Source organism: Acinetobacter sp. GD03645 (assembly GCF_029845285.1).
GTDB classification, from domain to species: domain Bacteria; phylum Pseudomonadota; class Gammaproteobacteria; order Pseudomonadales; family Moraxellaceae; genus Acinetobacter; species Acinetobacter corruptisaponis.
This window is the reverse complement of the sequence record NZ_JAOCLL010000001.1, coordinates 158314-183379: the sequence shown is the minus strand read 5'-3', so window position 1 is coordinate 183379 and position 25066 is coordinate 158314. Positions and strand designations below refer to the sequence as shown.

Annotated in this window: 22 protein-coding genes and 2 tRNA genes; 6 read left to right on the top strand and 18 right to left on the bottom strand. The window is 42.7% G+C overall.

Going from position 1 to position 25066, the window contains the following annotated elements:
- Positions 1–16 precede the first annotated feature (16 nt).
- The 5 genes from N5J47_RS00985 to ychF all read right to left on the bottom strand — a co-directional run bounded on the left by N5J47_RS00985 (position 17) and on the right by ychF (position 3686).
- Positions 17–92, bottom strand: a tRNA-Arg gene (locus N5J47_RS00985).
- Between the two features lie 119 nt (positions 93–211).
- On the bottom strand, positions 212–793 hold the full coding sequence (locus N5J47_RS00980; protein WP_279958894.1) for a hypothetical protein: 582 nt from the start codon (positions 791–793) through the stop codon (positions 212–214).
- A 139-nt stretch (positions 794–932) separates the two neighbouring features.
- The gene (locus tag N5J47_RS00975; RefSeq protein WP_279958893.1) at positions 933–1625 is read right to left on the bottom strand and encodes a 3'-5' exonuclease; all 693 of its coding nucleotides are present in this window, start codon (positions 1623–1625) and stop codon (positions 933–935) included.
- 88 nt (positions 1626–1713) lie between these two features.
- Entirely contained in the window at positions 1714–2577 is an 864-nt protein-coding gene (locus tag N5J47_RS00970; RefSeq protein WP_279958892.1) for a GGDEF domain-containing protein, read from the bottom strand.
- A gap of 17 nt (positions 2578–2594) precedes the next feature.
- Complete coding sequence (gene ychF / locus N5J47_RS00965; protein ID WP_279958891.1) at positions 2595–3686, bottom strand: redox-regulated ATPase YchF; 1092 nt, start codon at positions 3684–3686, stop codon at positions 2595–2597.
- Positions 3687–3894: 208 nt separating this feature from the next.
- Between ychF and N5J47_RS00960 the strand changes: the two genes are divergently transcribed.
- Positions 3895–4665, top strand: coding sequence for a glutathione S-transferase family protein (locus N5J47_RS00960; RefSeq protein WP_279958890.1), 771 nt, complete (start codon positions 3895–3897; stop codon positions 4663–4665).
- 56 nt (positions 4666–4721) lie between these two features.
- Here the strand turns inward: N5J47_RS00960 and N5J47_RS00955 are convergent, their stop codons facing one another.
- Positions 4722–5750: a DUF6670 family protein gene (locus tag N5J47_RS00955; protein ID WP_279958889.1), complete on the bottom strand. Its 1029-nt coding sequence runs from the start codon at positions 5748–5750 to the stop codon at positions 4722–4724.
- A gap of 195 nt (positions 5751–5945) precedes the next feature.
- On the opposite strand from N5J47_RS00955, the gene N5J47_RS00950 reads away from it, so the two are divergent.
- Positions 5946–6416, top strand: coding sequence for an Lrp/AsnC family transcriptional regulator (locus tag N5J47_RS00950; protein WP_004661600.1), 471 nt, complete (start codon positions 5946–5948; stop codon positions 6414–6416).
- A 43-nt stretch (positions 6417–6459) separates the two neighbouring features.
- Here N5J47_RS00950 and N5J47_RS00945 read toward each other — a convergent pair whose 3' ends face one another.
- Positions 6460–7209 carry a YebC/PmpR family DNA-binding transcriptional regulator gene (locus tag N5J47_RS00945; RefSeq protein ID WP_004679662.1) on the bottom strand — a complete coding sequence of 250 codons (750 nt, stop codon included), beginning with the start codon at positions 7207–7209 and terminating at the stop codon, positions 6460–6462.
- A gap of 135 nt (positions 7210–7344) precedes the next feature.
- Positions 7345–7890 carry a 1-acyl-sn-glycerol-3-phosphate acyltransferase gene (locus tag N5J47_RS00940; protein WP_279958887.1) on the bottom strand — a complete coding sequence of 182 codons (546 nt, stop codon included), beginning with the start codon at positions 7888–7890 and terminating at the stop codon, positions 7345–7347.
- Between the two features lie 283 nt (positions 7891–8173).
- Here N5J47_RS00940 and N5J47_RS00935 point away from each other — a divergent pair.
- The 3 genes from N5J47_RS00935 to N5J47_RS00925 all read left to right on the top strand — a co-directional run bounded on the left by N5J47_RS00935 (position 8174) and on the right by N5J47_RS00925 (position 9131).
- A tRNA-Ile gene (locus N5J47_RS00935) sits at positions 8174–8250 on the top strand.
- A 204-nt stretch (positions 8251–8454) separates the two neighbouring features.
- Positions 8455–8802 carry a hypothetical protein gene (locus N5J47_RS00930; RefSeq protein ID WP_279958886.1) on the top strand — a complete coding sequence of 116 codons (348 nt, stop codon included), beginning with the start codon at positions 8455–8457 and terminating at the stop codon, positions 8800–8802.
- Between the two features lie 116 nt (positions 8803–8918).
- On the top strand, positions 8919–9131 hold the full coding sequence (locus tag N5J47_RS00925) for a hypothetical protein (RefSeq protein ID WP_279958885.1): 213 nt from the start codon (positions 8919–8921) through the stop codon (positions 9129–9131).
- 101 nt (positions 9132–9232) lie between these two features.
- On the opposite strand, the gene N5J47_RS00920 is transcribed toward N5J47_RS00925, so the two are convergent.
- From N5J47_RS00920 to N5J47_RS00890, 7 genes are all read right to left on the bottom strand, one after another.
- Positions 9233–11245 carry an alpha/beta fold hydrolase gene (locus N5J47_RS00920; RefSeq protein ID WP_279958884.1) on the bottom strand — a complete coding sequence of 671 codons (2013 nt, stop codon included), beginning with the start codon at positions 11243–11245 and terminating at the stop codon, positions 9233–9235.
- 117 nt (positions 11246–11362) lie between these two features.
- Complete coding sequence (locus tag N5J47_RS00915) at positions 11363–12268, bottom strand: hypothetical protein (protein WP_279958883.1); 906 nt, start codon at positions 12266–12268, stop codon at positions 11363–11365.
- 137 nt (positions 12269–12405) lie between these two features.
- Positions 12406–13218: a serine O-acetyltransferase gene (gene cysE, locus N5J47_RS00910; protein WP_267979788.1), complete on the bottom strand. Its 813-nt coding sequence runs from the start codon at positions 13216–13218 to the stop codon at positions 12406–12408.
- Positions 13211–14047, bottom strand: coding sequence for an RNA methyltransferase (locus N5J47_RS00905; protein ID WP_279958882.1), 837 nt, complete (start codon positions 14045–14047; stop codon positions 13211–13213). The genes cysE and N5J47_RS00905 overlap by 8 nt, the downstream gene beginning before the upstream one ends.
- 13 nt (positions 14048–14060) lie before the next feature.
- Positions 14061–17624: a DNA polymerase III subunit alpha gene (gene dnaE / locus N5J47_RS00900; RefSeq protein WP_279958881.1), complete on the bottom strand. Its 3564-nt coding sequence runs from the start codon at positions 17622–17624 to the stop codon at positions 14061–14063.
- 397 nt (positions 17625–18021) lie between these two features.
- Positions 18022–18849, bottom strand: a complete 828-nt coding sequence (locus N5J47_RS00895) for an NAD(P)-dependent oxidoreductase (protein ID WP_279958880.1) — start codon at positions 18847–18849, stop codon at positions 18022–18024.
- Positions 18850–18885: 36 nt separating this feature from the next.
- A complete protein-coding gene (locus N5J47_RS00890) occupies positions 18886–19602 on the bottom strand; it encodes an enoyl-CoA hydratase/isomerase family protein (RefSeq protein WP_279958879.1) in 717 nt (238 codons plus the stop codon).
- A 119-nt stretch (positions 19603–19721) separates the two neighbouring features.
- Here N5J47_RS00890 and N5J47_RS00885 point away from each other — a divergent pair, with 119 nt between their 5' ends.
- Entirely contained in the window at positions 19722–20804 is a 1083-nt protein-coding gene (locus N5J47_RS00885; protein ID WP_279958878.1) for an AraC family transcriptional regulator, read from the top strand.
- Here N5J47_RS00885 and N5J47_RS00880 read toward each other — a convergent pair.
- The 3 genes from N5J47_RS00880 to N5J47_RS00870 all read right to left on the bottom strand — a co-directional run bounded on the left by N5J47_RS00880 (position 20765) and on the right by N5J47_RS00870 (position 24833).
- Positions 20765–22195, bottom strand: coding sequence for a PLP-dependent aminotransferase family protein (locus tag N5J47_RS00880; protein WP_279958877.1), 1431 nt, complete (start codon positions 22193–22195; stop codon positions 20765–20767). The two genes, N5J47_RS00885 and N5J47_RS00880, sit on opposite strands and share 40 nt — an antisense overlap.
- Positions 22196–22390: 195 nt before the next feature.
- On the bottom strand, positions 22391–23395 hold the full coding sequence (cydB, locus tag N5J47_RS00875) for a cytochrome d ubiquinol oxidase subunit II (protein ID WP_279958876.1): 1005 nt from the start codon (positions 23393–23395) through the stop codon (positions 22391–22393).
- Positions 23388–24833: a cytochrome ubiquinol oxidase subunit I gene (locus tag N5J47_RS00870; protein ID WP_279958875.1), complete on the bottom strand. Its 1446-nt coding sequence runs from the start codon at positions 24831–24833 to the stop codon at positions 23388–23390. Before N5J47_RS00870 ends, cydB begins: the two co-directional genes overlap by 8 nt.
- Positions 24834–25066: the final 233 nt, after the last annotated feature.

Sequence of the window (25066 nt, the reverse complement as noted above, 5' to 3'; positions counted from 1 at the left end):
AAGTATCTTAAGAAAATGGTACGCTCGGCGGGACTCGAACCCACGCCACAGGCTTCGGAGACCTGTACTCTATCCAGTTGAGCTACGAGCGTATATTGGAGCCACATCATAGGCAAAAAAAGCATATAGGTAAAGTATATAACTTTGCTTAACGTAGTTTATTGTTTATTAAAACAACGATTTCTGCTTTTATTCAGCCATTTTTACAAAATCAGCACGATAAATGCTGAACTGAATAATTAATCAGTTTTAGCGTTTGATTCAGTTGGGTTGGGGGAATACGGGATTCCTGTAATGAGGTAATCCATTGCATTTGACATGCTTTGAGTTGTTGTAGCGTTTTAATAGACTGAATTTTTTGTACCAGTGGACGTGCCATTAAGCCACAATAGGTGGTCAAGGTCTGAATCATCACTTGCTGAATTTCAACAAATGCGAGTTTTTCCAGTGAAATACTTTCTGGTTGAATCTGCTGGACAGGAGCAGTATTGATTTCAGATACTTCTTTTATAGCGGATGTTTCTGAACTGTTCACTTCGTTGACTTGAACACTTAAATCTTCTTTTATTTCATTTTTTACTGGGAGCTGTGTGGCTTGCTGTGCCAATAAACCCATATCAATCAGTTGTTGCACCAGTTCTGTTGGTGCAATTCTTTGTTTATAGTCATGATTCAGGTCCTGAAAATCTTCGTGGTCAATCAATAGCAACAAACGGCGTTGACGTGCGGTCAACTCAATATTGCGTAGTTGTAATGCACTCTGCCCAAGTTCTGTTTTAAAAAAGTATGACATTTCTGAATCTCCCCCAGCCAAGACCTAGATGGAGATTAAGATAAGGTTAATAAATGACAATAATGTTAACAATTTATTAAATATCATTGTCTTGTTTGGAGTAAGTGGAAAATAATCTAACAGCGTGACGCTTTATCAATTATTTGGCTAACTGGGTTTCCAGTGCCTTGCGTAAATAAAGGTCAAGATCATCCTGACGCAGCAACCATTGAATATAATCGGCAGGCAGGTCTTGAATGGCAGTACCCTTGTGTTTGCCGAAAGTGATGCTCTTTGGAATACGGGCTTCTTCTGAAGCAATATAAAGTTGTTCAATATCCTGAATATTGAGGCGGTGAATGATGTGCATCAGGATATTGGCGGTCAGGATAATATCGGCATCGGCTCGGTGGGCGCCCTTGAGCATTTCCCGCGCCTTGTCACTGCCTTTTGAAATTAAATAAATCAGGGCTGAAATATTGTGTGCTTCCGCATCTTCCCAAACATGGCGGGCAAGGGCAAGGGTGCAGATTGGTTTAAGTTTGGATGTATCAACTCCACAGCGTGCGATTGCAGCAACATCATAATCCACATTATGCCCAATAATATAGCGTGTCTGTCCTGGTAGCTGGAATTCATGGTAATTAGGCTGATCGACCAAATCTGATTCCAGAATATGGTGTACCGCCATTGCCGCATAGGAAATGGGTTGATTGACCTGATAAAGCTGATCAAAGATTTGGCTCTTATCCAGACTTAATTTTCCACTTTCAATTTTAATCGGCGCATAGGCGATTTCGATTGGCAAACCATTCAGTGTATGTGTCTCAGTATCCAGAATAATGGCTTGCATGAAGTGGTCCTATATGAAGTCTAGAATTTTATTATCTTACAAGAAATTTATTTATTGTGCCGTCAAATAATCATTGTTTCTGTCCAGCTTAAAATGCTGGTTCAGTATTCATAAAACTTTGAACAGTCGTTTGAGATTTACCCAAAGACTTTGACTGATACATGAGCTGATCTGCAATCTTGGTTGCATCCTCAAGATTCTCAGGTAGTTCAGCTAGGATGGCCAAACCCATACTAAAGTCCACGCCGTATTTTTGTTTTAAACCACTTTCCTGAAATAATGCTCTAATACGCTGGTCACAGTGATGTGCCTGTGTTTCATCAATATCCAGTAAAATAATCGCAAACTCATCACCACCCAAACGGGCAATAATGTCAGAGGAGCGGCAGGCTTTTTTGAGAACCTGTGAAAACTGGAGCAGAACCTCATCACCACGATGATGTCCATGAGTGTCATTGACTGCCTTGAAGCCATCAAGGTCAATGATGCCAACTGCAAAACACGTTTGTTTGCGGAAATTCAACTTTCGCAGAATACGGTATTCAATATCAAAGGCGCGACTATTGTCCAGAGAAGTGAGCTGATCTTTCATTGCCAGATTTTTCATTTCCTGCCAGTTTTTACGCACATTGATCAGCAAGAAAGCGACAATTGAAAAGAAGCCCAAACGGACTAGGGCATTCCAGAAAGGAATAATGCTATTTGAATAGGGATGGCCTGCATTGCTGTCAGCAATTAACCAGGTGATTGCTGAAAGTAGGATGGTGATGACAGTGGTTTTATATTGGTCATACCATGCGGCAATAGAAATCGGCAGTAGATAAAACACAGAGAACGAGTATTCATAACCTGTTGCAAGGTCAATGATGCCCAATACCACGAGTATGAGTAAAATCAATAAACGTCGTAGCTTGGTATTTCGTGCGAATAATCGTTCTAAGGTCTTTTCCATTACATCGTTATAAATGATTACACATTAAAACGGAAGTGCAATACGTCGCCATCCTGAACAATATAGGTTTTCCCTTCCAGACGCCATTTACCCGCTTCTTTCGCGCCGTTCTCACCGTTGTATTGAATGAAGTCATCATAGGCAATACATTCAGCACGGATAAAGCCTTTTTCAAAGTCAGTGTGAATCACACCCGCCGCCTGTGGCGCTGTGGCACCCACTTTAACGGTCCAGGCACGAACTTCCTGCACACCCGCAGTGAAGTAGGTTTGTAGGCCGAGTAATTTATAACCCGCACGGATCACCACATTTAGGCCTGGCTCTTCCATTCCCATCGCTTCCAGAAATTCAGCGCGGTCTTCATCTTCCAGTAATGAAATTTCAGCTTCGATCTGGTTGCAAAGCGGTACCACAATCGCATTTTCCTCAGCAGCCAATTTTTGTACTGCTTCAAGATGTGGATTGTTTTCAAAACCATCTTCTGCCACGTTGGCAATATACATGGTTGGTTTGAGTGTCATTAAACCAAAACCACGGACTGCCTTACGCTCATCATCAGAAAGGTCTGCCGCACGTGCTGGCTTACCTTCATCCAGTAAAGGCTGAATTTTTTCCAAAGCTGCTTTGGTTGCAAGTGCTTCTTTATCACCACCTTTTGCTGCTTTGGTTAAGCGTAACAATGCTTTTGCAACGGTATCAAGGTCAGCCAGTGCAAGTTCGGTATTGATGGTGGCAATGTCATCCAACGGGTCAATTTTACCATTCACATGAATCACGTTTTCATCTTCAAAGCAACGTACCACATGCGCAATTGCATCAGTTTCACGGATGTTGGCAAGGAACTGGTTACCTAGACCTTCACCCTTGGATGCGCCCGCAACCAGACCCGCAATATCAACAAATTCCATCGTGGTTGGTAGAATACGCTGTGGATTTACAATCGCCGCAAGTTTGTCCAGACGCGCATCTGGTACAGGAACAATCCCTGTATTGGGTTCAATGGTACAGAACGGAAAGTTTTCAGCAGCAATGGCCGCCTTTGTTAATGCATTAAATAATGTAGATTTACCTACGTTTGGCAGACCAACAATACCGCAATTAAAACCCATGAAACCACTCACAAATGTGTTATTTAAAAAATTGCTGCTGATTTTACATGAAAGCCATGACAAAGTCAGGTCATGGCTGGAATGAAAAGTCGATCTCGCCCAAATTACAGGAGATAGGGAAAAAAGGACATTGTATTGATTCGCTTTTACTTCTAAAGTATGGCAAACCTTATGTTTGAACGAATAGAAAAATAAAGTTGGAGAGTCTATGCGGGTTTTATACCAATTTCCTTTATCTCACTATTGTGAAAAAGCTCGCTGGTTGTTGGATCATAAGGAATTGGACTATGTGGCACATAATTTAATTCCTGGTTTTCATCGTGCATTTACCTATCTCAAGTCTGGGCAATATCTATTGCCAATGCTGAAAGATGATAAGCGCTGGATTGCCGATTCGACCCAAATCGCCTTATATCTGGATGCGACCTATCCAGAACATGCACTGTTAAGACGTGATGAGCAATTGCGTGATCAGGCGCTGCAAATTGATAAGCTGGCAAATGAGCTGGGTATCCATGTACGCCGCTGGTCACTGGCACAGGCGCTTTTAATCGGGGATCATCCACTTGAAATCATGATGGGCGAGCAAGGCTATTTACGCCAGTTTGAGAAGATTTCCAAACCGATACTTAAGAGCATGGTTTCCACCAACTATAAGCTCAATCCTGAAAAAGTCGCCCAATCCAAGATTCGTATGACAGAGTTGATTGCCGATTTAAATCAGCGTCTGGTTGATAATCAGGGGCGTTATTTGGTGGGGGATCGTCTTGGTTTGGCTGATATTTCCGTATGTTCAATCCTTGCACCCTTGCTGGTGATCAAAGGAACACCGTGGGAACTGGAAAACGATGATATTGAGCAGTTCTCAGGTGAATTAAAGCAATATCACGACTATTTACTGGATTTACCACTGGGACAATATGTGCAGCGTATTTATGCCACTGAGCGTAATGCCCGTGTCGATTGGCGTGGTTTATAAGTATAATTTGGAGATGATCTTAAAAACAAATAAGATCATTTCCATTTCAATCGTGCCTAGCGAATGTCTAGATACTCAATATAGCCTGTTCCCGTAATGGCTTTGCCCTGAAAAGTTCCTGTATATTGATAGCTTCCCGCATAACCGCCTGCCATACCATATTGAAAATCATGGTTGGATGTCCCCTCAATGGTAATGAGTGGTTGACCTGAATGATTGTTCACCTGCCATGAAAACTGATGGGGTAAACGCATGCTTAGGCCATTGGGTGTAATGGAACGTTCTGGATAAAACTCATGCACATTCAGTTTAAAACCATCTGAATAAATATCACCATAATCATCCAGCGAGCGAACATATACCCGTTGCTGCATCACCAGATTGAATGACCCAATAATCTCAACTAATAAAATCTGGGTACGCTCATCAATATTTATAATATGATAGGTAAAATAACGCATTGGGAGATTAATATTTACACCCCGTGCATATTCATAAGTACATAAACCCTGAATATCCGTTTTTTTACCTTGATATTCGAGATAACCCTGATATTGGCAAAGTAATGACCAATGATCATATACCCCACCAAACAATTCAGCAAAATTTGCAACTTTATCCGTTGCCTTGATATTTAGCTCAAAGTTAAAGTCATGGCCCTCACGTTTGGCATGGAAATTGGGATATTTCCCATCAAGCAATAGGTCATTGCCAAAACGTAGTGATGAACCATCTGCGCTCAATTCACAGTCATTCTGGACACTATATCCATTAAAATGATCTGCTGTGCCTACGGCTGTGCCAATGAGGACGTTGGCGGTATCAATATCCGTGGTTTTGATGAGATGATGATTTCTAAAAAGTTTAATTTTCGGTTGACCAATGACGGTGAGTAAATTTAAAAAATTGAAAGGGGCAGGCAGGTTCGGAAACATCGAACCATAATGTACACAGGTATATTTTCCTTTTGGAATATGAACTTCTGTCTCTGGATTAAATGGGTAGCTATGGTGTAATCCTGAACGGTCAATTAAGTTATTGATGGCTGCTGGAGCATGGATTTTTTCTGGGAAGGGAAATTTCATTAAGTATAATCCTAAGTTTAGGCCTAAGCTTTACGACAGTGATTCAAAATATATTGAGGTATCTGTCTATATTGAATGTCATTTTAGGAAAATGTCGTGTCATTTATAATGCTGGTTGAGAATATTTAAAATTTAACTTTCTAAATGGGGTTAAATTTCTATAATGGGTATAGTTTCGAATTGAAAGAGTTGAAGATGGAATTAGATCGTTTTGATAAACAGATTCTTGAAATTTTGACCCATGAGGATGTCAACCTGAATGAACTGTCAGAGCGTATCAACCTATCTGTCAGTTCTGTTCATCGCCGTATCAAAAACCTGATTGAGTCTCAGGTGATGGGACAGCTCAAACGAGAAATCAATTTTAATAAACTCGGCTTTAGCCTGCATATCCTGTTGCAGGTTTCCTTGAGCAAGCATGACAGTGAAACGTTTGACAAGTTTTTGCAGGAAATTGAAGATATTCCAGAAGTGACCAATGCCTTTTTGGTAACGGGGCAGAGCGCAGATTTTATTCTGGAACTGGTGGCTCGCAATATGGATGACTACAGTGAAATCCTGTTACGCCGTATTGGCAAGATTGACAGCGTGGTTGCACTGCATTCAAGCTTTGTGATTAAGGAATATAACGTATTTAACTGCTATAAGCTTTTGAACAAGCTATAAAAAATGCATCTAAAAAGATGCATTTTTTGTTCATCTGAGTGGATTAAGCATCGAGTTGAGCTAGAACATCTTCAGAGAATTCAACGTTGGTATAGACGTTTTGAACATCATCCAGATCTTCAAACATATCAATCATTTTCATGATTTGCTTGGCTTGATCAATATCTGTGATTTCAGCTTTGGTTGATGGGCTCATGACCACTTCTGCATTGTCGGACTTTAAACCCGCAGCATTCAAGGCATCTTGTACATCACCAAAACTTTCTGGCGTGGTAATAACCAAAATTCCATCTTCAGAAACTTCAATGTCTTCTGCACCAGCTTCCAGTGCCACATCCATGATTTTGTCTTCTAAAGACACATCTTCAAAGCTAATTTCACCGCGTTTGGTAAATAAATAAGCCACTGAACCCGATGTACCTAGGTTACCATTATTTTTTGAGAAGCAATGACGAACGTCTGGCACAGTACGGTTTAAGTTGTCTGTCATGGTTTCAACCAGAACGGCAACACCACCAACACCATAACCTTCATAAGTGACTTCGTTTAAATCTTCATTATCCTCGCCACCTGCACCACGCTGAACAGCTCGGTTGATTGCATCACGCGTCATATTCACTGAAAGTGCTTTTTCAATCACCGCACGCAGACGGGGATTACTGGCTGGATCGCCACCGCCTAGTTTCGCTGCTGTAACGATTTCACGAATATATTTAGTAAAGACTTTAGCACGGCTGGCATCTTGTTTTGCTTTACGATGCTTTGTGTTGGCCCATTTAGAATGACCTGCCATGGAAATAACTCCAAAAAATTAAAACTTAAAAAAGTGCAGGAATATTAGCATAGCGATGGTTTTGTTGAAAACAACCGTATTTGATATTCCAAATTTAAAATCGGCCTGATGATCTTAACGTGAACAGAACAAACGTTATTGAATTTTCACATCAATGCCATATTCGGCGTACAAGGTTTTGATTTTTTCTAAATCCTGCTGCAAGTCGGTTGGATAAATTTTACCTAGAATACCGCCTTGCTTGGTTTTGGCATTGGCGTACATCAGGATGATGGGTACATTTGCCGCCTTGGCAATATGCCAGAAACCAGTACGGATTGGCTTGCGTTCTTCACCATCTTTGGCGCGTGTTGCCTCAGGTGCAATCACAAGGTTGAAACGATCATTTTGATTAAACAGCTCAACCATTTGCGTGACAATATCTTTGCTGGCCTTGCGGTCAACAGGGATGCCACCAAGTTTTTCCAGAATCGGTTTGAGAGGGCCTTTAAACAGCTCTTTTTTGATCAGGGTATGGATTTTAAGCTCTAAAATTTCAAATAGTGCAAGTGACAGGATGGTGTCCAGATTTGAGGTGTGCTCAAAGCCAATGATGACCTGTTTTTTTTCTAAAATGGCTGGATCGACGTTATATGTCCAACCTGTTGCTTTAAAAATGGATTTTCCTAAGAGTTTTTTCATGGCAGAAATACATGACAAATGAATGGCAGCAGTGTAATACGAGTTTTTTAGAAAATACATATCCTAAAATTCCACACTAAAAAGAAATTTGGATGTTTCTTAATTGATCAAAATATGCAGATATTATCTTTACTCAAGACGCAGAGATCAGATAGAATCAGCGCAGTTTTTGGTTTTAGTTCGTTTTTTAGCGACTTGATAAAATCATCTGCTTGTAATTTAAGTTAAATTTAGCTAAGATCAGGCAGCCTTAATCATAAGAAATATGATTAAAACTTTATAGGGGCCTATAGCTCAGTTGGTTAGAGCAGCGGACTCATAATCCGTTGGTCCACAGTTCAAGTCTGTGTGGGCCCACCATATAAAACAACCACTTAGGTGTACTAATCCTAAGTGGTTTTTTAATGCCTAAATTTATGTAAGCACTATGTAAACGTTTGAGATAAACAATAAAAAGGCTTGAACGCTTAACAAAAAGACCAAACTTCTTTTAAGAAATTTTTAAGATTGAATCCTTAGTTTTTAATCATGAGTTGATGAAAAAAACACCGAGAGGAGCTTTCAATGAATATGCTTTATACCCATAAACCGAACTACTATTTCTTTGCGCATAAGCTGGTATTATTCTTGGAGAGTTACCTTAAAAATCATCCTACAGAACAGCAGACCAGTTTCAATCTGCAAACCATTTATGACCTGTTTAGCCATGACCGTGCCTCAAGCACCACCAATTTGGAGGGTATTTTAAATATCGCTGATGAATATGTGCTTGACACAGATGAGGGGCAGCAAGCCTTGATTCGCGCTTATCATGTCCACTTGGATAATCACGTACTGGCGCTTGAATTTAACCCTAAAGCGATTGCCAGCCTGAAAGCAGGCCAGAGTATTGTAAGTCCACAGGCGGCTTAAGAAAAATCCATCTCTCATATACACTTGGCTACGGCCAAGTGCTTTTTTATCAAGCTGATTTTGTATGATGTATCCGCTATGATGTTGGTTTCAGTTGAAATCATCAGAATGGCATTATGGATAAGGATTTTAAGTCGGAAACATATACTGTCGATGAAAGTGTCACGGATACCCTGATATGGTTGATGCATCATCAAGAAATTTTTGATTCGTTTCATTTTGATGCCCATACTCAGGAGTTGTCTGTCACCCATGCGGCAGGTGTAGACATTATTCGGGTTGGGATGTTTCTTAATGCCAAATATGGGATTCTGGTGACATCTTATTAATTCAATGTTAAATCAGTCCTAAACATATCTGATCTTTAGGATGTATGATTTAGCAAAACTTAATAATAAGCCCAAACAGGATTTGGGCTTATTGGATTGGGTTAAGGTTTATATAAACCATGATCAACAAGATGCTGGCGCAGGATCCGTCGTAATTCCAGAATTGCTTCTGGCGTTTCCTGAATGGAGTGGCCGCCATGAATGATTTTTTCAGAAACAGCACCATCTAAATGGGCGCTTTTATAAGGCACAATCCCGTCAGTAATTACATTAGGGTCGTCACTCTTGGTGATGTTGCCCATAATTGAATGAAACACCAAACCTTTTTCTGGTGGAATGTTGGCAGTCAATTCCATGAACTTGGACTTTTTGCTCAAGTCACTTGGACCATTCTGAATCACGTCATTGGTTAGGGTTTTTACGAAATCTTTCAGGTCAACATCATCGCTGGTCAAGGTATCTGCCAGTGTGGTAAGGAATGTTGCAGGCAGGCGAATAATCTTACGTGCAGCCAGGGTAAACCAGCGATCTGCATAGTCTGTTCCGCGATGTGGTGCAGCCAGGAAAATGGCACGGTCAAAGTTGGTGATCGGTTCCATTTTCAACCGTTCACCAATCACGGGATGCTTTCTCAAACGGGTCTGTTGGCGATTGTTCATCATCGCCAGGGCCTGTTTGGAAATGTCGGCATCACTGACCAGTAGACGACTAATAATTCCGCCCATACTATGTCCAACCAAAACAGCGTCTTTCGCAGCCGCATCTTTAGGATTGACGGTGGAAAAGGCTTGCTTGAGCAGGGCATAGATCTGGAAACGGCTTTCCAGAATCGGCATGTTGGTTGAATAAAACACCTGCCACACCTGATAATGCTCGCGTAGTACAGCATCCCCCATAATGTCGTTGGTCACGGCAATCCATGCTTCAGGGCTACTGGCCAGACCATGCACCAGTACAATGATCTTCTTGTTGGGATTGTAGGGTTCCAGCATGTAGAGATGCGGCATGGTTAAATGCTGGTCACGGTCAATCAGGGTTAAGTATGCCGCCGCACCCAGATTATTTTCGGCCAGCCATAAACCATAGGGTGCGGAAAAATTGGCGGCCAATGAATAAGGTTGGCCTGCGATATTGACCTTGTCAATGCTATAGGGGTCATAGACCTTAATTTCAAATTCAGGGCTGGTTAAAACATCATTCACTGAAGCGGTTGGTTTTTTCGGCTGTGCAATAATGGTTGCCGCCAGATAACGTGCCTTGTGAATGTTTGGATTGGTGCCTTTCGGATAATGATAGGTTAAAGGGTCAAGAATATATTTATTGTCATGCTGTGGCGCATCTCCAGAAGGAAATACCGCAACAAAGTCAGAGCCGAAACCGTCACGTCGGTTAATGGCCTTTAAACCTGAGAAATTCATGTTATAGCTTGAAATGAACTTCTCAAGCTTCATGTCCTGTAACCGTTGATAGGACTGAATATCAAGGGTATAGGTGCTTTTACCAATCTTAATGGTTGGGGTGATATTGGTGGTGGGATTTCTTAGACTATGCACATTCACCAATTGGGTCAGCGCCTGATTGTAGAAATCCCGAATCTGAACCTGTCGGTTATCAAAAATCCGTTCCTGTGGCTTTCGGGAGGTTTTAAATAAATAGGCATAACTATAGCGGATACTTTTATCCAGATTTTCCAGTTGTTGGTCTAGACAGTTCTCATAATTTTTCTGGATAATTTTTTGGTCATCTTCAGACTTATGTTTGGCCAGCTTACTTATTTTACATTCAGATGAATCTGAAAGTGCCATGGATTTGGCCAGATAAAGTTCACTTGCTGTTGAGAGCAACTGTTCATCCAGTATTTGCGGAATTTTATGCAGGTCGGCAATACATTCATTCGGTGTCTGTGAACAGACTTTGGCTTCCTTGCCCGACATGGACAGGACATTGAGGCTGGCTTCACTTAATTTTTTCTGGGTTAAAATGCTGTTACGTTCATTGGCAATGGTGACATCAATCGCCTGCTGTTTAAGGCTGACCACCTGACAACCGCTCATGACCATTGTGCTCAGCAGGGTAATAACAAATAGGCGACAATTTGGAGTAAATGCTAGCATCGGAATTCAGCAAATTAAGTGCGAAGATTAGAGCTATAATACGAAAAACGGCTGCTTTTTCAATCGGTATAAAAAAATAGACTGCTTAGGGCAGTCTATTTTTACAAAAAATCTGGATCAGTTCAGCACTTGCCACACATTCCAGCGTTTACCAGATTCCACTTCGCTAATAAGGCGGTCAGCCACTTCAGCTTCATCTGGATATTTAACTTTATAGTTCTTTAGGGTTTGGATAGCATTTTTCTTTTGTTCTAGCCAAAGAAAGTTGTTTGCGGCAGAAAGATAGGCTTCCTGTACACCACCTTTAATGGCCTTGTCTAAATATGGAATTGCCTCACGTTGACCGCCACCCTCAGACAAGCCAAACCCAAACCAGAAATTGGTTTCAGGGTCATTTGGGCTGATTGCCAAAATACGTTGTGCGTAATTGAGGGATTTGGTGGTATATGCTGTTCCGAGGTCCATATTACGTGCCATCACACTGGCTTTAAAGGCACGGGTTAATACATCCAGTGATGCATTTGGTTGTTCAGCCAAGGCATCAAGTTTCTGTGTGATTTCCTTAAGTTTGGTTTCATAACCCTTACGTTCCTGACGCTCAGGGAAACGTGGTGGATAGTGACGTGCCTTACCCTCAACCAGTTGTAGGAAATCATCAATCTCAGTCACATCCACTTCATTATCGCCTGCAAGCACGGCATATTTCATGCTGCGCTGTTTGCTGTCGATGGTTGGAACGATCAGTTTATTCACTTCAAGTGTGGTTGATTTTGATGGGTCATTTTGCAGGCTTACCACCATTTTGGTCACAGGCTGTGTTGTTGCATCTTTAATTGCAAGTTCAAAACTTGGTGGTGCATCATAATTAACTGGATTTAAAGCATAAAAAGGGGGTGTTGGATCTGGCTCTTTAAAAACAAAAGGCTGGGGTGCCGCTACTTCTTTTTTTACAAGGGGTGGGGTACCACATGCAGTTAAAACAGAAGTTGAAAGTACAAGTAATGCCAAAGGCTTAAAATTCATGCTTTACATCCATTAATTTTAGTGAATTAACTAGGTGGGTCGTTGGTTTTACCAGTCTAGGAAAAGCAAAACCAACTTGCAACGAGAAGCTTGTTACATTTCTTTATAGATAAGGTCTATTGATACCCATCTCTTGATTATGTGGCAGATGTTTTGGTTTGGGCTTCACATTCACGCCTAACTTCTTCAATGATTTTGAGTTCCTCTTTGCTAAATGGCTGTGTCTTCTGGTTTTGTCCCTTAAATGTTGGGTCCAGTAGAGAGAGGCGCTGGCAAAGGGTGTTCATGCGCTTTTCATTTTGCTGCATACGATCCAGTAAAACACGAATACCTTCTAAAATTGGGTCTGACTGATCCTGCGTGGTCGCATAAGGCTGGAAGCCGATGCTTTCCGCATAATCACGGCGGCGTGCCTCATCCTGCTCAATCTGGGTTTTATCCTTGAAGATGTATCGTGCAGGGTTGCCAACGGCGGTTACTCCCTCAGGAACTTCCTTGGTCACAACCGCATTTGAACCGACTTTTGCCCCTTTATGAACGGTAAATGGTCCAAGAATTTTGGCGCCTGCACCGACCACCACGCCATCTTCAAGCGTAGGGTGGCGCTTGCCTTTATTCCATGTTGTGCCACCAAGCGTAACACCATGATAAAGGGTGACATCATCACCAATTTCAGCAGTTTCACCAATCACCACACCCATGCCATGATCGATGAAAAAACGTTTGCCAATTTTTGCACCTGGGTGAATTTCAATGCCCGTGGCAAACCGGCTAAAAGAGGAAAGCAGACGGGCAGTGCCCTTGTATTCTTTCTTCCAGAGTTCATGGGCCATACGATGCATGATCAATGCATGAATCCCAGGATAGGTGGTGAGGACTTCCAGCGTATTGCGTGCAGCAGGATCACGTGCAAATACAGCCTGAATGTCTTCTTTAAGCTGTTTAATCATTGGAATGATCCTCCGTTGTTTTTTTCCATGAACCATTGGCTAAAGCCTGTACGCGGCTAAAGATTCCGCGTAACAAATGATATTCCATACGATCTAATTGTATCCTTCCGAATAAACGGCGCAAGCGTAACGGCAGTAAACGGGGATTACTTGGGTCTAAAAACTCGATTTCAGTCAGCATTTTTTCCAGGTGGGGGTAGAATTCTTCCATTTGCCGCTGTGTGACCAAAGGCTCATCCCACTGCATGCTTTGTTGTTGCTTGAGCTGCATGTGATCATCAGGTGTTGCCGTAACTGGCGCATTTTGCTCAAGTGCAGCCATACGCAATTCATAGCACACCACCTGAATGGCCTGAGCCACATTTAACACACCATACTCAGGATTGACTGGAATGGTCAGGTGGTAATTGGCAAGGGCCAACTCTTCATTGGTGAGCCCACGATCTTCACGGCCAAACACAATCGCGATATTTTGTTGTTGGCTGGCTGCCTGCAACGCCTCTTTTGCCGCAGGGCGAACATCGAGCAGCGGCCAGGGAATGGTTCGGCTACGGGCACTGGTTCCAAAAACCAGATGACAGTCCTGAATGGCCTGCTCCAGTGTTTCCACAATTTCAATCTGCTCAATTAAATCCTGTGCGCCAGCAGCAAGGGCATCAATGTCAGGATGCGGATATGTCTTTGGTGCAACAAGCACAAGTTTGGAAAGTCCCATGGTTTTCATGGCACGTAAGGCACTGCCGATATTGGCGGGTAGCGTGGTATTCACCATCACAATACGCACATGATCCAAATGTTTGGACACATGATTTTGGTCAAACAGGTTCATAGATTATCCAAAATTAAGAATATTGGGAGACTTCGGCTTGATAGAGGTCTAAAGCCTCATCCATTGACATATTGTCAGGAGGTGGAGGGACAGCCGCAACTTTTGGCGTCTCAACCACTTTGGCAGCTTTAGACTTGACCTGATATTCGATGTAAATCGCATCCTTGCCGAAATAGTCACGCAGTTTGGCGAGTAGCTCGTCAAGTGGGGCAACTTTCCATTGTGCGCCCAGCAGCAGTTCAGCGCTTGCAAAACTTTGCTCAAGCTGGATTTGCACCCCAATATGCTGACACATATCGATGTTGCAGTAAGGTAAAAGCATGCCTTGCAGGTCTTTTGCCAAAGATTTGCCCATCAGGTCATGTGCTAGGCGAATCTGGATGTTCTGTGCCCGTTTTTGCCGTATTTCATTCAGGTTAAATGCCTTGCTTAAACGTGCCATCGGGCGGTCAAAGCCCTCACGTTCATAAATTTCCCCTTCAATCACCACCACCTGTTCCAGTTTGATAATGTCTTTATAGCGCTGGAAACGTTCGTGGTTGCAACTGACTTCAACACGCGATGTCCCATCATCCAGGGTAATCATGATACGGTTCGGGAAGTTTGCAATATCCAGCACCAAACCTGCAAAAACAGTGGTTACACCACGTCGTGTTGGGGTCAGTTCATTCAGTTTGACTGAAACGAACTGCTTTAATTCCTGGCGATAGGTATCAATCGGGTGACCTGTTAAATACAGGCCCAGCGTATCTTTTTCACCCTTTAAACGGACTTCATCTGACCACGGTTTGACAGGTTTGGCTGGCTTGCGCTGAACTTCCTCAACTTCACCAAACAGGTCCATAATCCCCGTTTCGCGGTTGCTGCGCGCCTGTTCAGCGGCCTGAACCGCTTCTGGAAGTTGTGCCATCAAACTTGAACGTTCAATACCTAGACAATCCAGCGCACCTGCACGGATTAGGGCTTCAAGTGTGCGTTTATTGATTTTTTTCAGGTCAATACGATGGCAGAAATCAAACAGGTCCCTATATGGACCTTCCTTGATCCGTGAATCAATCACTGACTGCATTGCCTGTTCACCCACGCCCTTGATCGCACCCAAACCATAAACAATGGTGCGTTCATCACTGGCATGGAAATGGTATAGTGACATATTGACGGAGGGCGGCAATACGTCGAGTTTATTGTTACGGCAGTCATCAATCAGGAATACAATGCTGTCGGTGTTCTGCATTTCCGATGACAATACCGCCGCCATAAATTCGGCAGGGTAATGTGCCTTTAACCATGCGGTATGATAGGCAACCAGTGCATAGGCTGCGGCGTGTGATTTGTTAAAACCATAGCCAGCAAACTTTTCCATATAGTCAAAGATATGGTTCGCTGTTGCCTCATCAATATTTTTTTCGGCGGCGCCTGTAATAAAGATTTGACGCTGCTTGACCATCTCCTCAGGTTTTTTCTTACCCATGGCGCGACGCAGCAGGTCCGCGCCGCCCAGCGTATAGCCTGCACAGAACTGTGCCGCCTGCATTACCTGTTCCTGATACACCATGATGCCATAGGTGGGTTCCAATACACCCTCAAGCAAAGGATGCAGATATTCAAACTCGCCACCATGCATACGGTGGATAAAGTCTGGAATCAGGTCCATCGGGCCAGGACGGTACAGGGAAACGAACGCGATAATCTCTTCAAACTTGCTTGGTCTGGCTTCCTTGAGCATCTTTTTCATGCCAACAGATTCAAACTGGAATACCGCAGTGGTGTTTGCCTCGGCAAAGACCAGATAGGCATCTTTATCATCCAGTTCAACATTGGCAATGTCGAGTGGGGTATCCGACTTGATTCGTTTATTAATATTCTGAACGGCATCTTCAATAACGGTCAGGTTACGCAGACCCAAAAAGTCAAACTTGACCAGACCTGCTGCTTCAACGTCATCTTTATCGTATTGGGCGACGCGGTTGGTGCCATCAGCATCACACAGCACTGCGGAATAATCAGTAATTTTACCTGGCGCAATGACTACACCGCCCGCATGCTTGCCTGTGTTACGGGTAATGCCCTCAAGCTTGAGCGCCATTTCCCAGATTTCGGCGGCATCATCATGATCGGGATTGGATGGATTGGTGACGATATCCTTGAGCTGCGGCTCCATTTCAATCGCCTGCTTTAAATCCACACCCAGCGGTTTGGTTGGCACCATTTTGGAAATACGGTCCGCCAGACCATAAGACTTGCCCAGTACACGGGCAACATCACGAATCGCACCTTTGGCTGCCATAGTACCGAATGTTGCAATCTGTGAAACCGCTTCACGACCATAATTTTGTGCAACATACTCAATCACACGGTCACGGCCTGCAATGCAGAAATCCACGTCAAAATCGGGCATGGAGACACGTTCTGGGTTAAGGAAACGTTCAAATAGCAGGTCATAACGCAGTGGGTCAAGGTCGGTAATCTTTAAGCTATAAGCAACAAGTGAACCTGCACCTGAACCACGGCCAGGCCCCACAGGTACGCCATTATTTTTTGCCCACTGGATAAAGTCCATGACGATCAGGAAGTAACCTGGGAATCCCATTTTCAGGATAATGTCGACTTCATACTTGATTCGCTCATCGTAGGGCTGGCGAACCTCTGCCCAGTCTTCACCACGTTTTTCAACTGGGTAAAGATGATTTAGGCGTTCTTCCAGACCTGTACGCGACAAATGCTCAAAATAGGTGTCGATGGTATAGCCATCCGGAATCGGGAAGTCGGGTAGGAAATAAGTGCCCAACTGTAAGCTGACATTGCAGCGTTTTGCAATCTCATAGGTGTTTTCAATGGCACTAGGAATGTCTGAAAACAGTTCAGACATTTGCTCGGCCGTTTTAAAATATTGTTCAGGGCTGTAGGGTTTGGGCCGTTTGTCATCACCCAGGACATAACCATCGGCAATGCATACGCGGGCTTCATGCGCCTCAAAATCGTCCTGCTCAATAAAATGCACATCGTTGTGTGCCACCACACCAATTTGATATTTTGCGGCAAGTTTTGCAGCCTGTAGGATAAAATCCTCTTCGCCAAAACGTTCGGTACGGGTTAGGGCTAAATAGACACGGTCGCCAAATTTCTCAATCCACGCTTCCAGTAACGGTTCAGCTTTCTGTGGGTTGGATGAGCAGAGCATTTTGCCAACATCGCTATGTTGACCCAGCAGAATGATCAGGTCTTGCGCCTGTTCCAGTATCCATTCTTTCTGTATGCAGGGCGTGCTGAGTTGTTGTCCCTCAATAAAACCACGCGACACAATCTCAGTTAAATTCCGCCATCCCTTGTTACTCATGGCAAGCAAGGTTGCGCGATGTTCAGCATCATTCAGGCGAATGACACTGCCCATAATGGGCTTGATGCCTTTACCCAGACATGCGCCGTAAAATTTTACCGCTGCGTGCAGGTTGGACAAATCGGTGATGGCAAGCGCAGGCATTTCTTCTGCAACAGCAACTTTGACCAAATCGGGTATGCGAACAATCGATTCGGTAATCGAGAATTCTGTATGTATACCGAGATGAACAAACTGCATAGTAAAGACGATCCTTTTTCAAACCAAGGCATAGTTTAGCATGCAAACTTATAATGACATGCTTAATATTTTGGCAAACCGTATGGCTACCTGATTATTTGGGTTAAATTGGAAAAATAATTTTTTATTTTTATATGCTTATAAATCAAAAGCTAAGATGAATATATTTGTGGTTGGAATGTGATTGCTCAAATTTTATCTGTTTATGAATGGTGCTGGTTCCTAACCTTGCTGGTGGATATGTACAGTTAAAAAAATTGGAGACTTATATGAAATTTACCGTTTTCAAGATTGAAAGACAGCTTTTCTGCTGCTTTCAACCTTGATAAATAGAATGGAACTAAATGGTTCAGTTCAACTATTTGAGTAGGTTGTTAAAAATGATGTTGCACCCAAATCAATCCAGAAAGAAGTCTTTTTGTAGTTGGGTATTGCCACTGACACAGGCATACTGAGTGAAATCAGTGATACCAATACGCGCCAACGCTTGTTCATCGGTTAGGCTTTGTCCTGTCAGTTCACCTTTCGCCGTACTATAAATCGCAAAAGCTGCATCTGCCATAATCTCAGGTTTACGGCTGAGTTGTTGCGTATTTTCCTCACCTAGGTTTTTTGAAACGGCTGCTGTGGCGATATAAGTTTCAGGCCATAGGGTATTACAGGAAATGCCATAGTGACGAAATTCTTCTGCCATACCTAGCGTCAGAATGGTCATACCATACTTAGATAAGGCATAGGGTGAGAGCATGCCTAACCATTTTGGTGACATATTCACAGGTGGCGATAAGCTTAAAATATGCGGATCTTTTGCTTGTTTGAGATAAGGTAAGGCTGCCTGCGCACAAATAAAGGTTGCACGGTGGTTAATGGTTTGGATCAGGTCATATTGTTTTAATGAGGTGGCTTCGACTCCTGTGAGCGCAATTGCCCCCGCATTATTAATCAGTACATCAATACCACCAAAGTTCTTGGCTGCTTGTTGCATGGCAGCATGGATTTGCTGTTCATCTCGTACATCTAAAAGTAAGGGCAGTGCTTTGCCACCAGCAGCTTCAATCTCTTCGGCGACGCTATAAATCGTGCCTGTTAATTTGGCTGTTTCCACTTCAGTTTTTGCCGCAATGACAACATTTGCCCCAGCTTGAGCTGCTTTCAGCGCAATGGCTCTGCCAATTCCTCGGCTGCCGCCAGTAATAAAAATGGTTTTTCCTTGCATATTACTCATGTAGATGTCCTATATTTAATTTTTATCAATATGTCGTTAAATCATAAAAGGATGTGCAAATTTTTCTGGATTGTATAACTGTCGTTGTTTTGCAATCTCAACAATGCGATGGCGCAACTGACGTTTGATCACGGCGTAGGTTAGACGATGCTTTTGTGACATCTCTTCAGCAAACTTAAAGACTTCAGCATTTAATGATTCGGCAGGATGAATCTGATGAACCACATGTGCGTCTAAACATTCGAGTCCAGTCATAGATTTACCCGTTAATGACATCTCCCAAATCGCATGTTGATTGGGAATGAGCTGCACAATCTCTGCAATACAGTCAGTGAAAGGAATAGTGAGTTTGACTTCGGGAAAGCAAAAGCGTCCTTTGTCTGCCCGCATCAAGCGGAAGTCACATGCAGATGCCAAGATTGCACCACCTGCATAAGCATTGCCATTAATTGCCGCAATGACAGGGAGGTTAAGCAACGCTAAGCGCAGCAGCATATTTTCAAGTTGCGTGGTAAAAGCTTTTTTATCTTGCATGGATTGCTGCATTAACCAAGCGAGGTCTAAGCCATTGCAAAACGTTTTAGGATGGTCGCTTTGAATGACTAGGCAAGCATTATGCGAATGGCGCTCGATTTCATCAAAGATCTCGATATATTCATTCAGCACATCTTGGTTTAAGACATTGTCCTGATTGCCATTGGTTAAGGTGAGAACATAAATAGACTGCTGTTGATCAAGCGTCATGGTGGTCATTGAAGCGCTTCCTCATTCTGCGATGGTTGATTGATTGCAGTCATTATTTCGGATAAAACACTCGCACAATAGGTGTGACTATGCCATATTGATGATCATTTTAGGACAGTGGATGTGCGATGCGAGATCCTTTTGGATTGTTTCAGGAAACCATATCGGTTTCTTATGCACATCTATTATTAGAAATAGTGCATGATTATGCCATTGATATTGAAAAAGTTTTATCTGGCACAGGATTAGTGCTGACAGAAATGAAACAAGCTGATGCCAAAATGAGTGCACATCAATGGTCGAAGCTTGTGGTGAATGCTTTAAGGTTGACCGATAATCCACGGCTTGGGATTGAATATGGTTTTAAATTACGTCCCACTTCACATGGAGCCTTAGGCTTTGCATTTCTGAGCTGTACGGATATTGAAACTGCATTAACGCTGTGCCAACAATATTTCTGTACACGAATCCAGAACTTCACCCCTGAATCGTACATAGATAAAGACTTTGTCTATGTCTATTTGGATGGTGTACATCCTGTTAAATTTGGCAATGAACAGCAATCTGATCAATTACGACACTTTCTGATTGAGAGTTTGCTATTTGGCGCAATTCATTTTTTAGCTTTGTTTTCTGAAAAAATTGTTGAACGTTGTGAGGTCTTTGTCGATTGGGCCGATGCACAGAATTATAAACGTATCGATTTATCTCAGATCAAGATTCATTTTAACCAGCAACGTAATGGCCTGCGTTTTCCCAAGCAATATCTGCATTGTAAAAATCCTAATGCTGATCAAGTCGCATTCCAGCAGGCATTATTGTATTGCGAAAATGACAAATTGAAATTACTCAAAGAATCGGCGCGAGACCTGCAGAAAAGTATTCGTTCTGAGTTGTTGTATAAAGCTGGCAATACTTATCCGACATTAGCGCTGATTGCACAGCGGTTGAATATGTCTGAACGAACCATCAAGCGACATTTACAGGCACAAGGAACTACTTTTTTACAGATTTTGGCTGAGGTACGTTTTAGTCAAGCCAAAAAGTTACTGCAACAACCACAATATAGTATTCAAGATGTTGCAGCTCTGGTGGGGTATGAAGAAGCCACAAATTTTATTCGCGCGTTTAAAAAAATGTTTGGGGAAACACCGAGTCAGTATCGGAAAAGCTATTTGTCCAAGGCTGATTCATCCGACATCGCCAACTGAACCGTTTCAATAAAGCGTTCTAACGAATGCTGAATCTGTTCTGTCCATTCAAAGGAACAATTCATACGAATAAAATGTTGATGTGAGGGCAACACATTAAATAAAGGGCTTGGCGCAACACCGACCTGTTGTTGAATCAGCTGTTCATAGATTTGCATACTACTAACTTTGTCTGGTAACTGAATCCAAAGAAAATAGCCACTTGGATAGTTATATACCTTACAGTCTTTCGGTAGATGTTGTTTGAGATATTGAAAGAATTGTTTTTTATTCTTTTCCAAAGACCGTCTAAGCGTTCTCAGATGCTTTTCGTAATGATGATGAGAGAGGAATTCCACCAGTGCATTCTGGATCAGCGCATTGGCTGAAATGGTGCTCATCAACTGTAGATGCTGAATATGTTCGGAAAATTTGCCAGCATAGACCCATCCCATACGGAACCCTGAACCCAAGGTTTTGGAAAAAGAAGAGCAGTGCAAGACCAAATTTTGCTGATCAAAATACTTCATTGGTAGCGGTTTTTGATTGCCATAAAACAGTTCTTCATAAACATCATCTTCGATCAAATGAATTTGATGTTCATGCAACAGCTTGGCAATTTTATATTTGATATCATCGCTGACGGTAAAGCCAATCGGGTTATGTGCATTCAACATAAACCAGCACACTTTGATTGGATAGTTTTTAATGACTTGTTCAAAAGCTTCGATATCAAAGCCATGTTGTGGATGTTCTGAGAGGGTAATCACCTTGAGTCCCAAACGTTCAGCTGCCTGCCATGCGCCATAGAAGATGGTTTGCTGTAATAAAATATAATCGCCCGGCTGAGTAATCGCTTGCAGGGAAAGATTCAACGCTTCTAAGCCACCTGATGTAATGACAATGTCATCTGCATCGGTTGGAATCCCTTGCATACAATAGCGTTGAGCAATGAGTTTTCTGAGTGCTAAATTCCCAGGTGGTAGGTTGGTGGTTTGATCATAACTATGGCGATTGCGGGAAAGTTGTCCCATGATCTGAATCAGTTTTGGGGGATACAGCAACTGACTGTCTGGAAAGGCAGAACCTAAGGGGCTGACTTTGGGAGATTGAATTGATTTGAGATATTTAAAAACGAGTGAGTTAATTTCAATTTTCGGATTTAAAGAGACAACTGAATAGGCTTGCGGAATCTGGATATTATTTTGCTCAGCGACAAAATAACCTGACTTTTCTTTTGAATAAATCAATCCTTGCGCTTCCAGTTCTTGGTAAGCGTTCATCACGGTAATTAAGCTAAACCCTGATCGTTGCACTTGCTCACGTAAAGAAGGAAGTTTGCTGTGCGGCTGCCATGATCCATTTTCAATGAGAAGTTTCAGGTTGTGCGCTAATTGTTCTGATTTATACATAAAGTAAAGTGAATCCATCTTGATGGAACAGCTTTTATGCAAGCTGCTCCATCTCTTTTTTAATAAGCAAACATCAATAGCAGTCTAAAGAGACCTGCAATGATGGCGAGTGCAAAAAAACCAACTAACCATAAGATTATAAACCATTGCGTTTGGCTTAAATGCAGAGATTTAATTTTCATGCAAAGCAGCTCCTTAGTGATAACCCGTATCTCCGACCCGTACTTTATCTCTAAACACCCAGTACGACAGGATGGTATAGGCGATAATGATTGGGATGAGAATTACTGCACCAACCAATGCAAATTTCTGACTAGAATGCGGTGCTGTGGCTTCCCAAATCGTGACCGATGGCGGAATGATATTCGGCCAGAGGCTGATCACAAAACCAGTAAAGGCCAAGAACACGAGTGCTAAGGTATAGATAAAAGGTTTAAAGTCCTGACGCTCTTTACATGCTTTTAAAATCAAGAATGTAAATAGCAGTACCAAAACTGGTACAGGGCTAAAATACAGCAGATTTGGCAAAGCAAACCAACGCGCTGCAATTTCAGGATGGGTCAGTGGGGTATAGAAACTGACACCTGCAAAGACTACAAATAGCAAAATGATCAGCTTAGGCATCAGTGCATACATTTGATCTCGTAGTTCATGGTCGGTTTTCATAATCAGCCAGCCACAACCGAGAGCCGCATACATGGCAACCACACCCAGCCCCGTAAATAAGGCGAAAGGAGTGAACCAATCTAAACCTGAACCTGAGAAAATCCCATTGGTGGTTTGGATGCCTTGAATATAAGCACCTAAAATCACGCCTTGCAGGAAGCTGGACAGAATTGAACCCCAGATAAAAGCCTGATCCCACAAATGCTTGGTGCGATTGGCTTTAAAACGAAACTCAAAGGCAACTCCACGAAAAATCAAGGCGATCACCATCAAGGTAATCGGCATATACAACGCAGATAGTACAGTTGAATACACCAATGGAAAGGCAGCGAATAAACCTGCACCACCGAGTACCATCCATGTTTCATTGCCATCCCAGACAGGTGCGACGGTATTCATCATCACATCACGTTCTTCACGGCTTTTGATGAACGGAAACAGAATCCCGATCCCGAGATCAAAACCATCCAGAATGACATAGATCAGGACACCAAGACCGATAATGCCCACCCAAATCAGAGATAAGTCAATCATGGTGTTTCTCCTTATTTGGGTTTTGTTGATCAATGCTTTCATCGACTGCACTTAAAGGACGCATTGGTGTTTTGAAATGCCCATGGCCTGCTGGCTCAAGATCAATCGCTTCAATAAATTCAGGACCTTTTTTCAGTAGTTTCAGCATATAGTAAATACCGCTACCAAATACGATGGCATAGACCATCACGAAAATGATCAAGCTGATCCCGACCTGATCAGCAGTTACCGTATGTGACAAACCATCTTTGGTGCGCATCACCCCATAAATTACCCAAGGTTGACGGCCAACTTCGGTGGTGACCCATCCCGCCAGTAAGGCGATATAGCCTGTAGGTCCCATGACAAAAGCGAATTTATGAAACCAAGATGAACCATAAAGCTTGCCTTTTTTACGCAGCCATAAAGCAACGAAAGAGAGCAACACCATTAACATGCCAAGCCCGACCATGACACGGAAACTCCAGAATACAATGGTGGCATTTGGGCGATCTTCAGGTGCGAAATCTTTTAGACCTGTCACTTTGCCATCTATGGAGTGGGTCAGGATCAGACTGCCAAGATGAGGGATGCCGATTTCATAGCGGTTTTCTTCACTGTTCATATCAGGAATGGCAAATAACAAGAGTGGCATGGACTCATTGTGATTGGTTTCCCAATGACCCTCGATGGCAGCTAGTTTTGCTGGTTGATGTTGCAAAGTATTCAAACCATGATGATCCCCAATCACCACTTGCAAGCACGAGGTGACCAGCACCATCCAAAGCCCCATCGAAAATGATTTTTTGACCAGTTCATCACGACGGCCTTTAATCAGATGCCATGCAGCAGTACCCACCACCAGTAAGGAGGACACTAAAAATGCAGCGGTTGCCATATGTGTAAAGCGATAAGGGAAAGAGGGATTAAATACAATCGCCCACCAATCGGTTGGGATAATAATACCGTTTTCAATGCTAAAACCTTGCGGGGTCTGCATCCAACTGTTGGAGGAGAGAATCCAGAACATGGAGATACAAGTGCCGATGGCGACCATCAAGGTGGCAAAGAAATGGGCTTTGGGGCTGACTCGTCCCCAACCAAACAGCATGATGCCCAAGAAGCCCGCTTCCAAGAAGAATGCACTGAGCACTTCATAAGTCAGTAAGGGGCCAGTCACACTTCCCGCAATACGGGAAAATTCACTCCAGTTGGTACCAAACTGGTAGCTCATCACTACCCCAGATACCACACCCATCCCAAAGGCAACGGCAAAGATTTTGATCCAGAATTTAAACAGATCTTTATAAATCGGGTTTTGAGTACGAAGCCATTTCCATTCCAGCATGGCAAGGAAACAGGCGAGGCCAATTGAGGTGGCGGGAAAGATAATGTGAAATGAAACAGTAAACGCAAACTGTATTCGGGCTAATTCTAAAGCAGTGAGACCGAGATCCATATATCCTCTCCTATAACAGACCAGCAAAAGCAGTCGCTAGGAAAATGTGAAAGAGCAGTTCTTAAATGGTTAAAAAATAAGATTAGAGTCGGTGTGCTCAATTCTTATGCAGAACCATTTTCAGTCCTATTCATCATCTGCTGTTATGGTGTCTAGGAGTAGATACACATTCTTATGATTTTTTTATAACAGATAAAGCAGAAATAAAACATCTGTTATATTTTTTTAGGCAG

Bases quoted from the DNA above. Each gene is read 5' to 3' on its own strand.
- N5J47_RS00980 (WP_279958894.1), bottom strand. From the start codon at position 793: ATGTCATACTTTTTTAAAACAGAACTTGGGCAGAGTGCATTACAACTA.
- N5J47_RS00975 (WP_279958893.1), bottom strand. From the start codon at position 1,625: ATGCAAGCCATTATTCTGGATACTGAGACACATACACTGAATGGTTTG.
- N5J47_RS00970 (WP_279958892.1), bottom strand. From the start codon at position 2,577: ATGGAAAAGACCTTAGAACGATTATTCGCACGAAATACCAAGCTACGA.
- ychF (WP_279958891.1), bottom strand. From the start codon at position 3,686: ATGGGTTTTAATTGCGGTATTGTTGGTCTGCCAAACGTAGGTAAATCT.
- N5J47_RS00960 (WP_279958890.1), top strand. From the start codon at position 3,895: ATGCGGGTTTTATACCAATTTCCTTTATCTCACTATTGTGAAAAAGCT.
- N5J47_RS00955 (WP_279958889.1), bottom strand. From the start codon at position 5,750: ATGAAATTTCCCTTCCCAGAAAAAATCCATGCTCCAGCAGCCATCAAT.
- N5J47_RS00950 (WP_004661600.1), top strand. From the start codon at position 5,946: ATGGAATTAGATCGTTTTGATAAACAGATTCTTGAAATTTTGACCCAT.
- N5J47_RS00945 (WP_004679662.1), bottom strand. From the start codon at position 7,209: ATGGCAGGTCATTCTAAATGGGCCAACACAAAGCATCGTAAAGCAAAA.
- N5J47_RS00940 (WP_279958887.1), bottom strand. From the start codon at position 7,890: ATGAAAAAACTCTTAGGAAAATCCATTTTTAAAGCAACAGGTTGGACA.
- N5J47_RS00930 (WP_279958886.1), top strand. From the start codon at position 8,455: ATGAATATGCTTTATACCCATAAACCGAACTACTATTTCTTTGCGCAT.
- N5J47_RS00925 (WP_279958885.1), top strand. From the start codon at position 8,919: ATGGATAAGGATTTTAAGTCGGAAACATATACTGTCGATGAAAGTGTC.
- N5J47_RS00920 (WP_279958884.1), bottom strand. From the start codon at position 11,245: ATGCTAGCATTTACTCCAAATTGTCGCCTATTTGTTATTACCCTGCTG.
- N5J47_RS00915 (WP_279958883.1), bottom strand. From the start codon at position 12,268: ATGAATTTTAAGCCTTTGGCATTACTTGTACTTTCAACTTCTGTTTTA.
- cysE (WP_267979788.1), bottom strand. From the start codon at position 13,218: ATGATTAAACAGCTTAAAGAAGACATTCAGGCTGTATTTGCACGTGAT.
- N5J47_RS00905 (WP_279958882.1), bottom strand. From the start codon at position 14,047: ATGAACCTGTTTGACCAAAATCATGTGTCCAAACATTTGGATCATGTG.
- dnaE (WP_279958881.1), bottom strand. From the start codon at position 17,624: ATGCAGTTTGTTCATCTCGGTATACATACAGAATTCTCGATTACCGAA.
- N5J47_RS00895 (WP_279958880.1), bottom strand. From the start codon at position 18,849: ATGAGTAATATGCAAGGAAAAACCATTTTTATTACTGGCGGCAGCCGA.
- N5J47_RS00890 (WP_279958879.1), bottom strand. From the start codon at position 19,602: ATGACCACCATGACGCTTGATCAACAGCAGTCTATTTATGTTCTCACC.
- N5J47_RS00885 (WP_279958878.1), top strand. From the start codon at position 19,722: ATGCGAGATCCTTTTGGATTGTTTCAGGAAACCATATCGGTTTCTTAT.
- N5J47_RS00880 (WP_279958877.1), bottom strand. From the start codon at position 22,195: ATGTATAAATCAGAACAATTAGCGCACAACCTGAAACTTCTCATTGAA.
- cydB (WP_279958876.1), bottom strand. From the start codon at position 23,395: ATGATTGACTTATCTCTGATTTGGGTGGGCATTATCGGTCTTGGTGTC.
- N5J47_RS00870 (WP_279958875.1), bottom strand. From the start codon at position 24,833: ATGGATCTCGGTCTCACTGCTTTAGAATTAGCCCGAATACAGTTTGCG.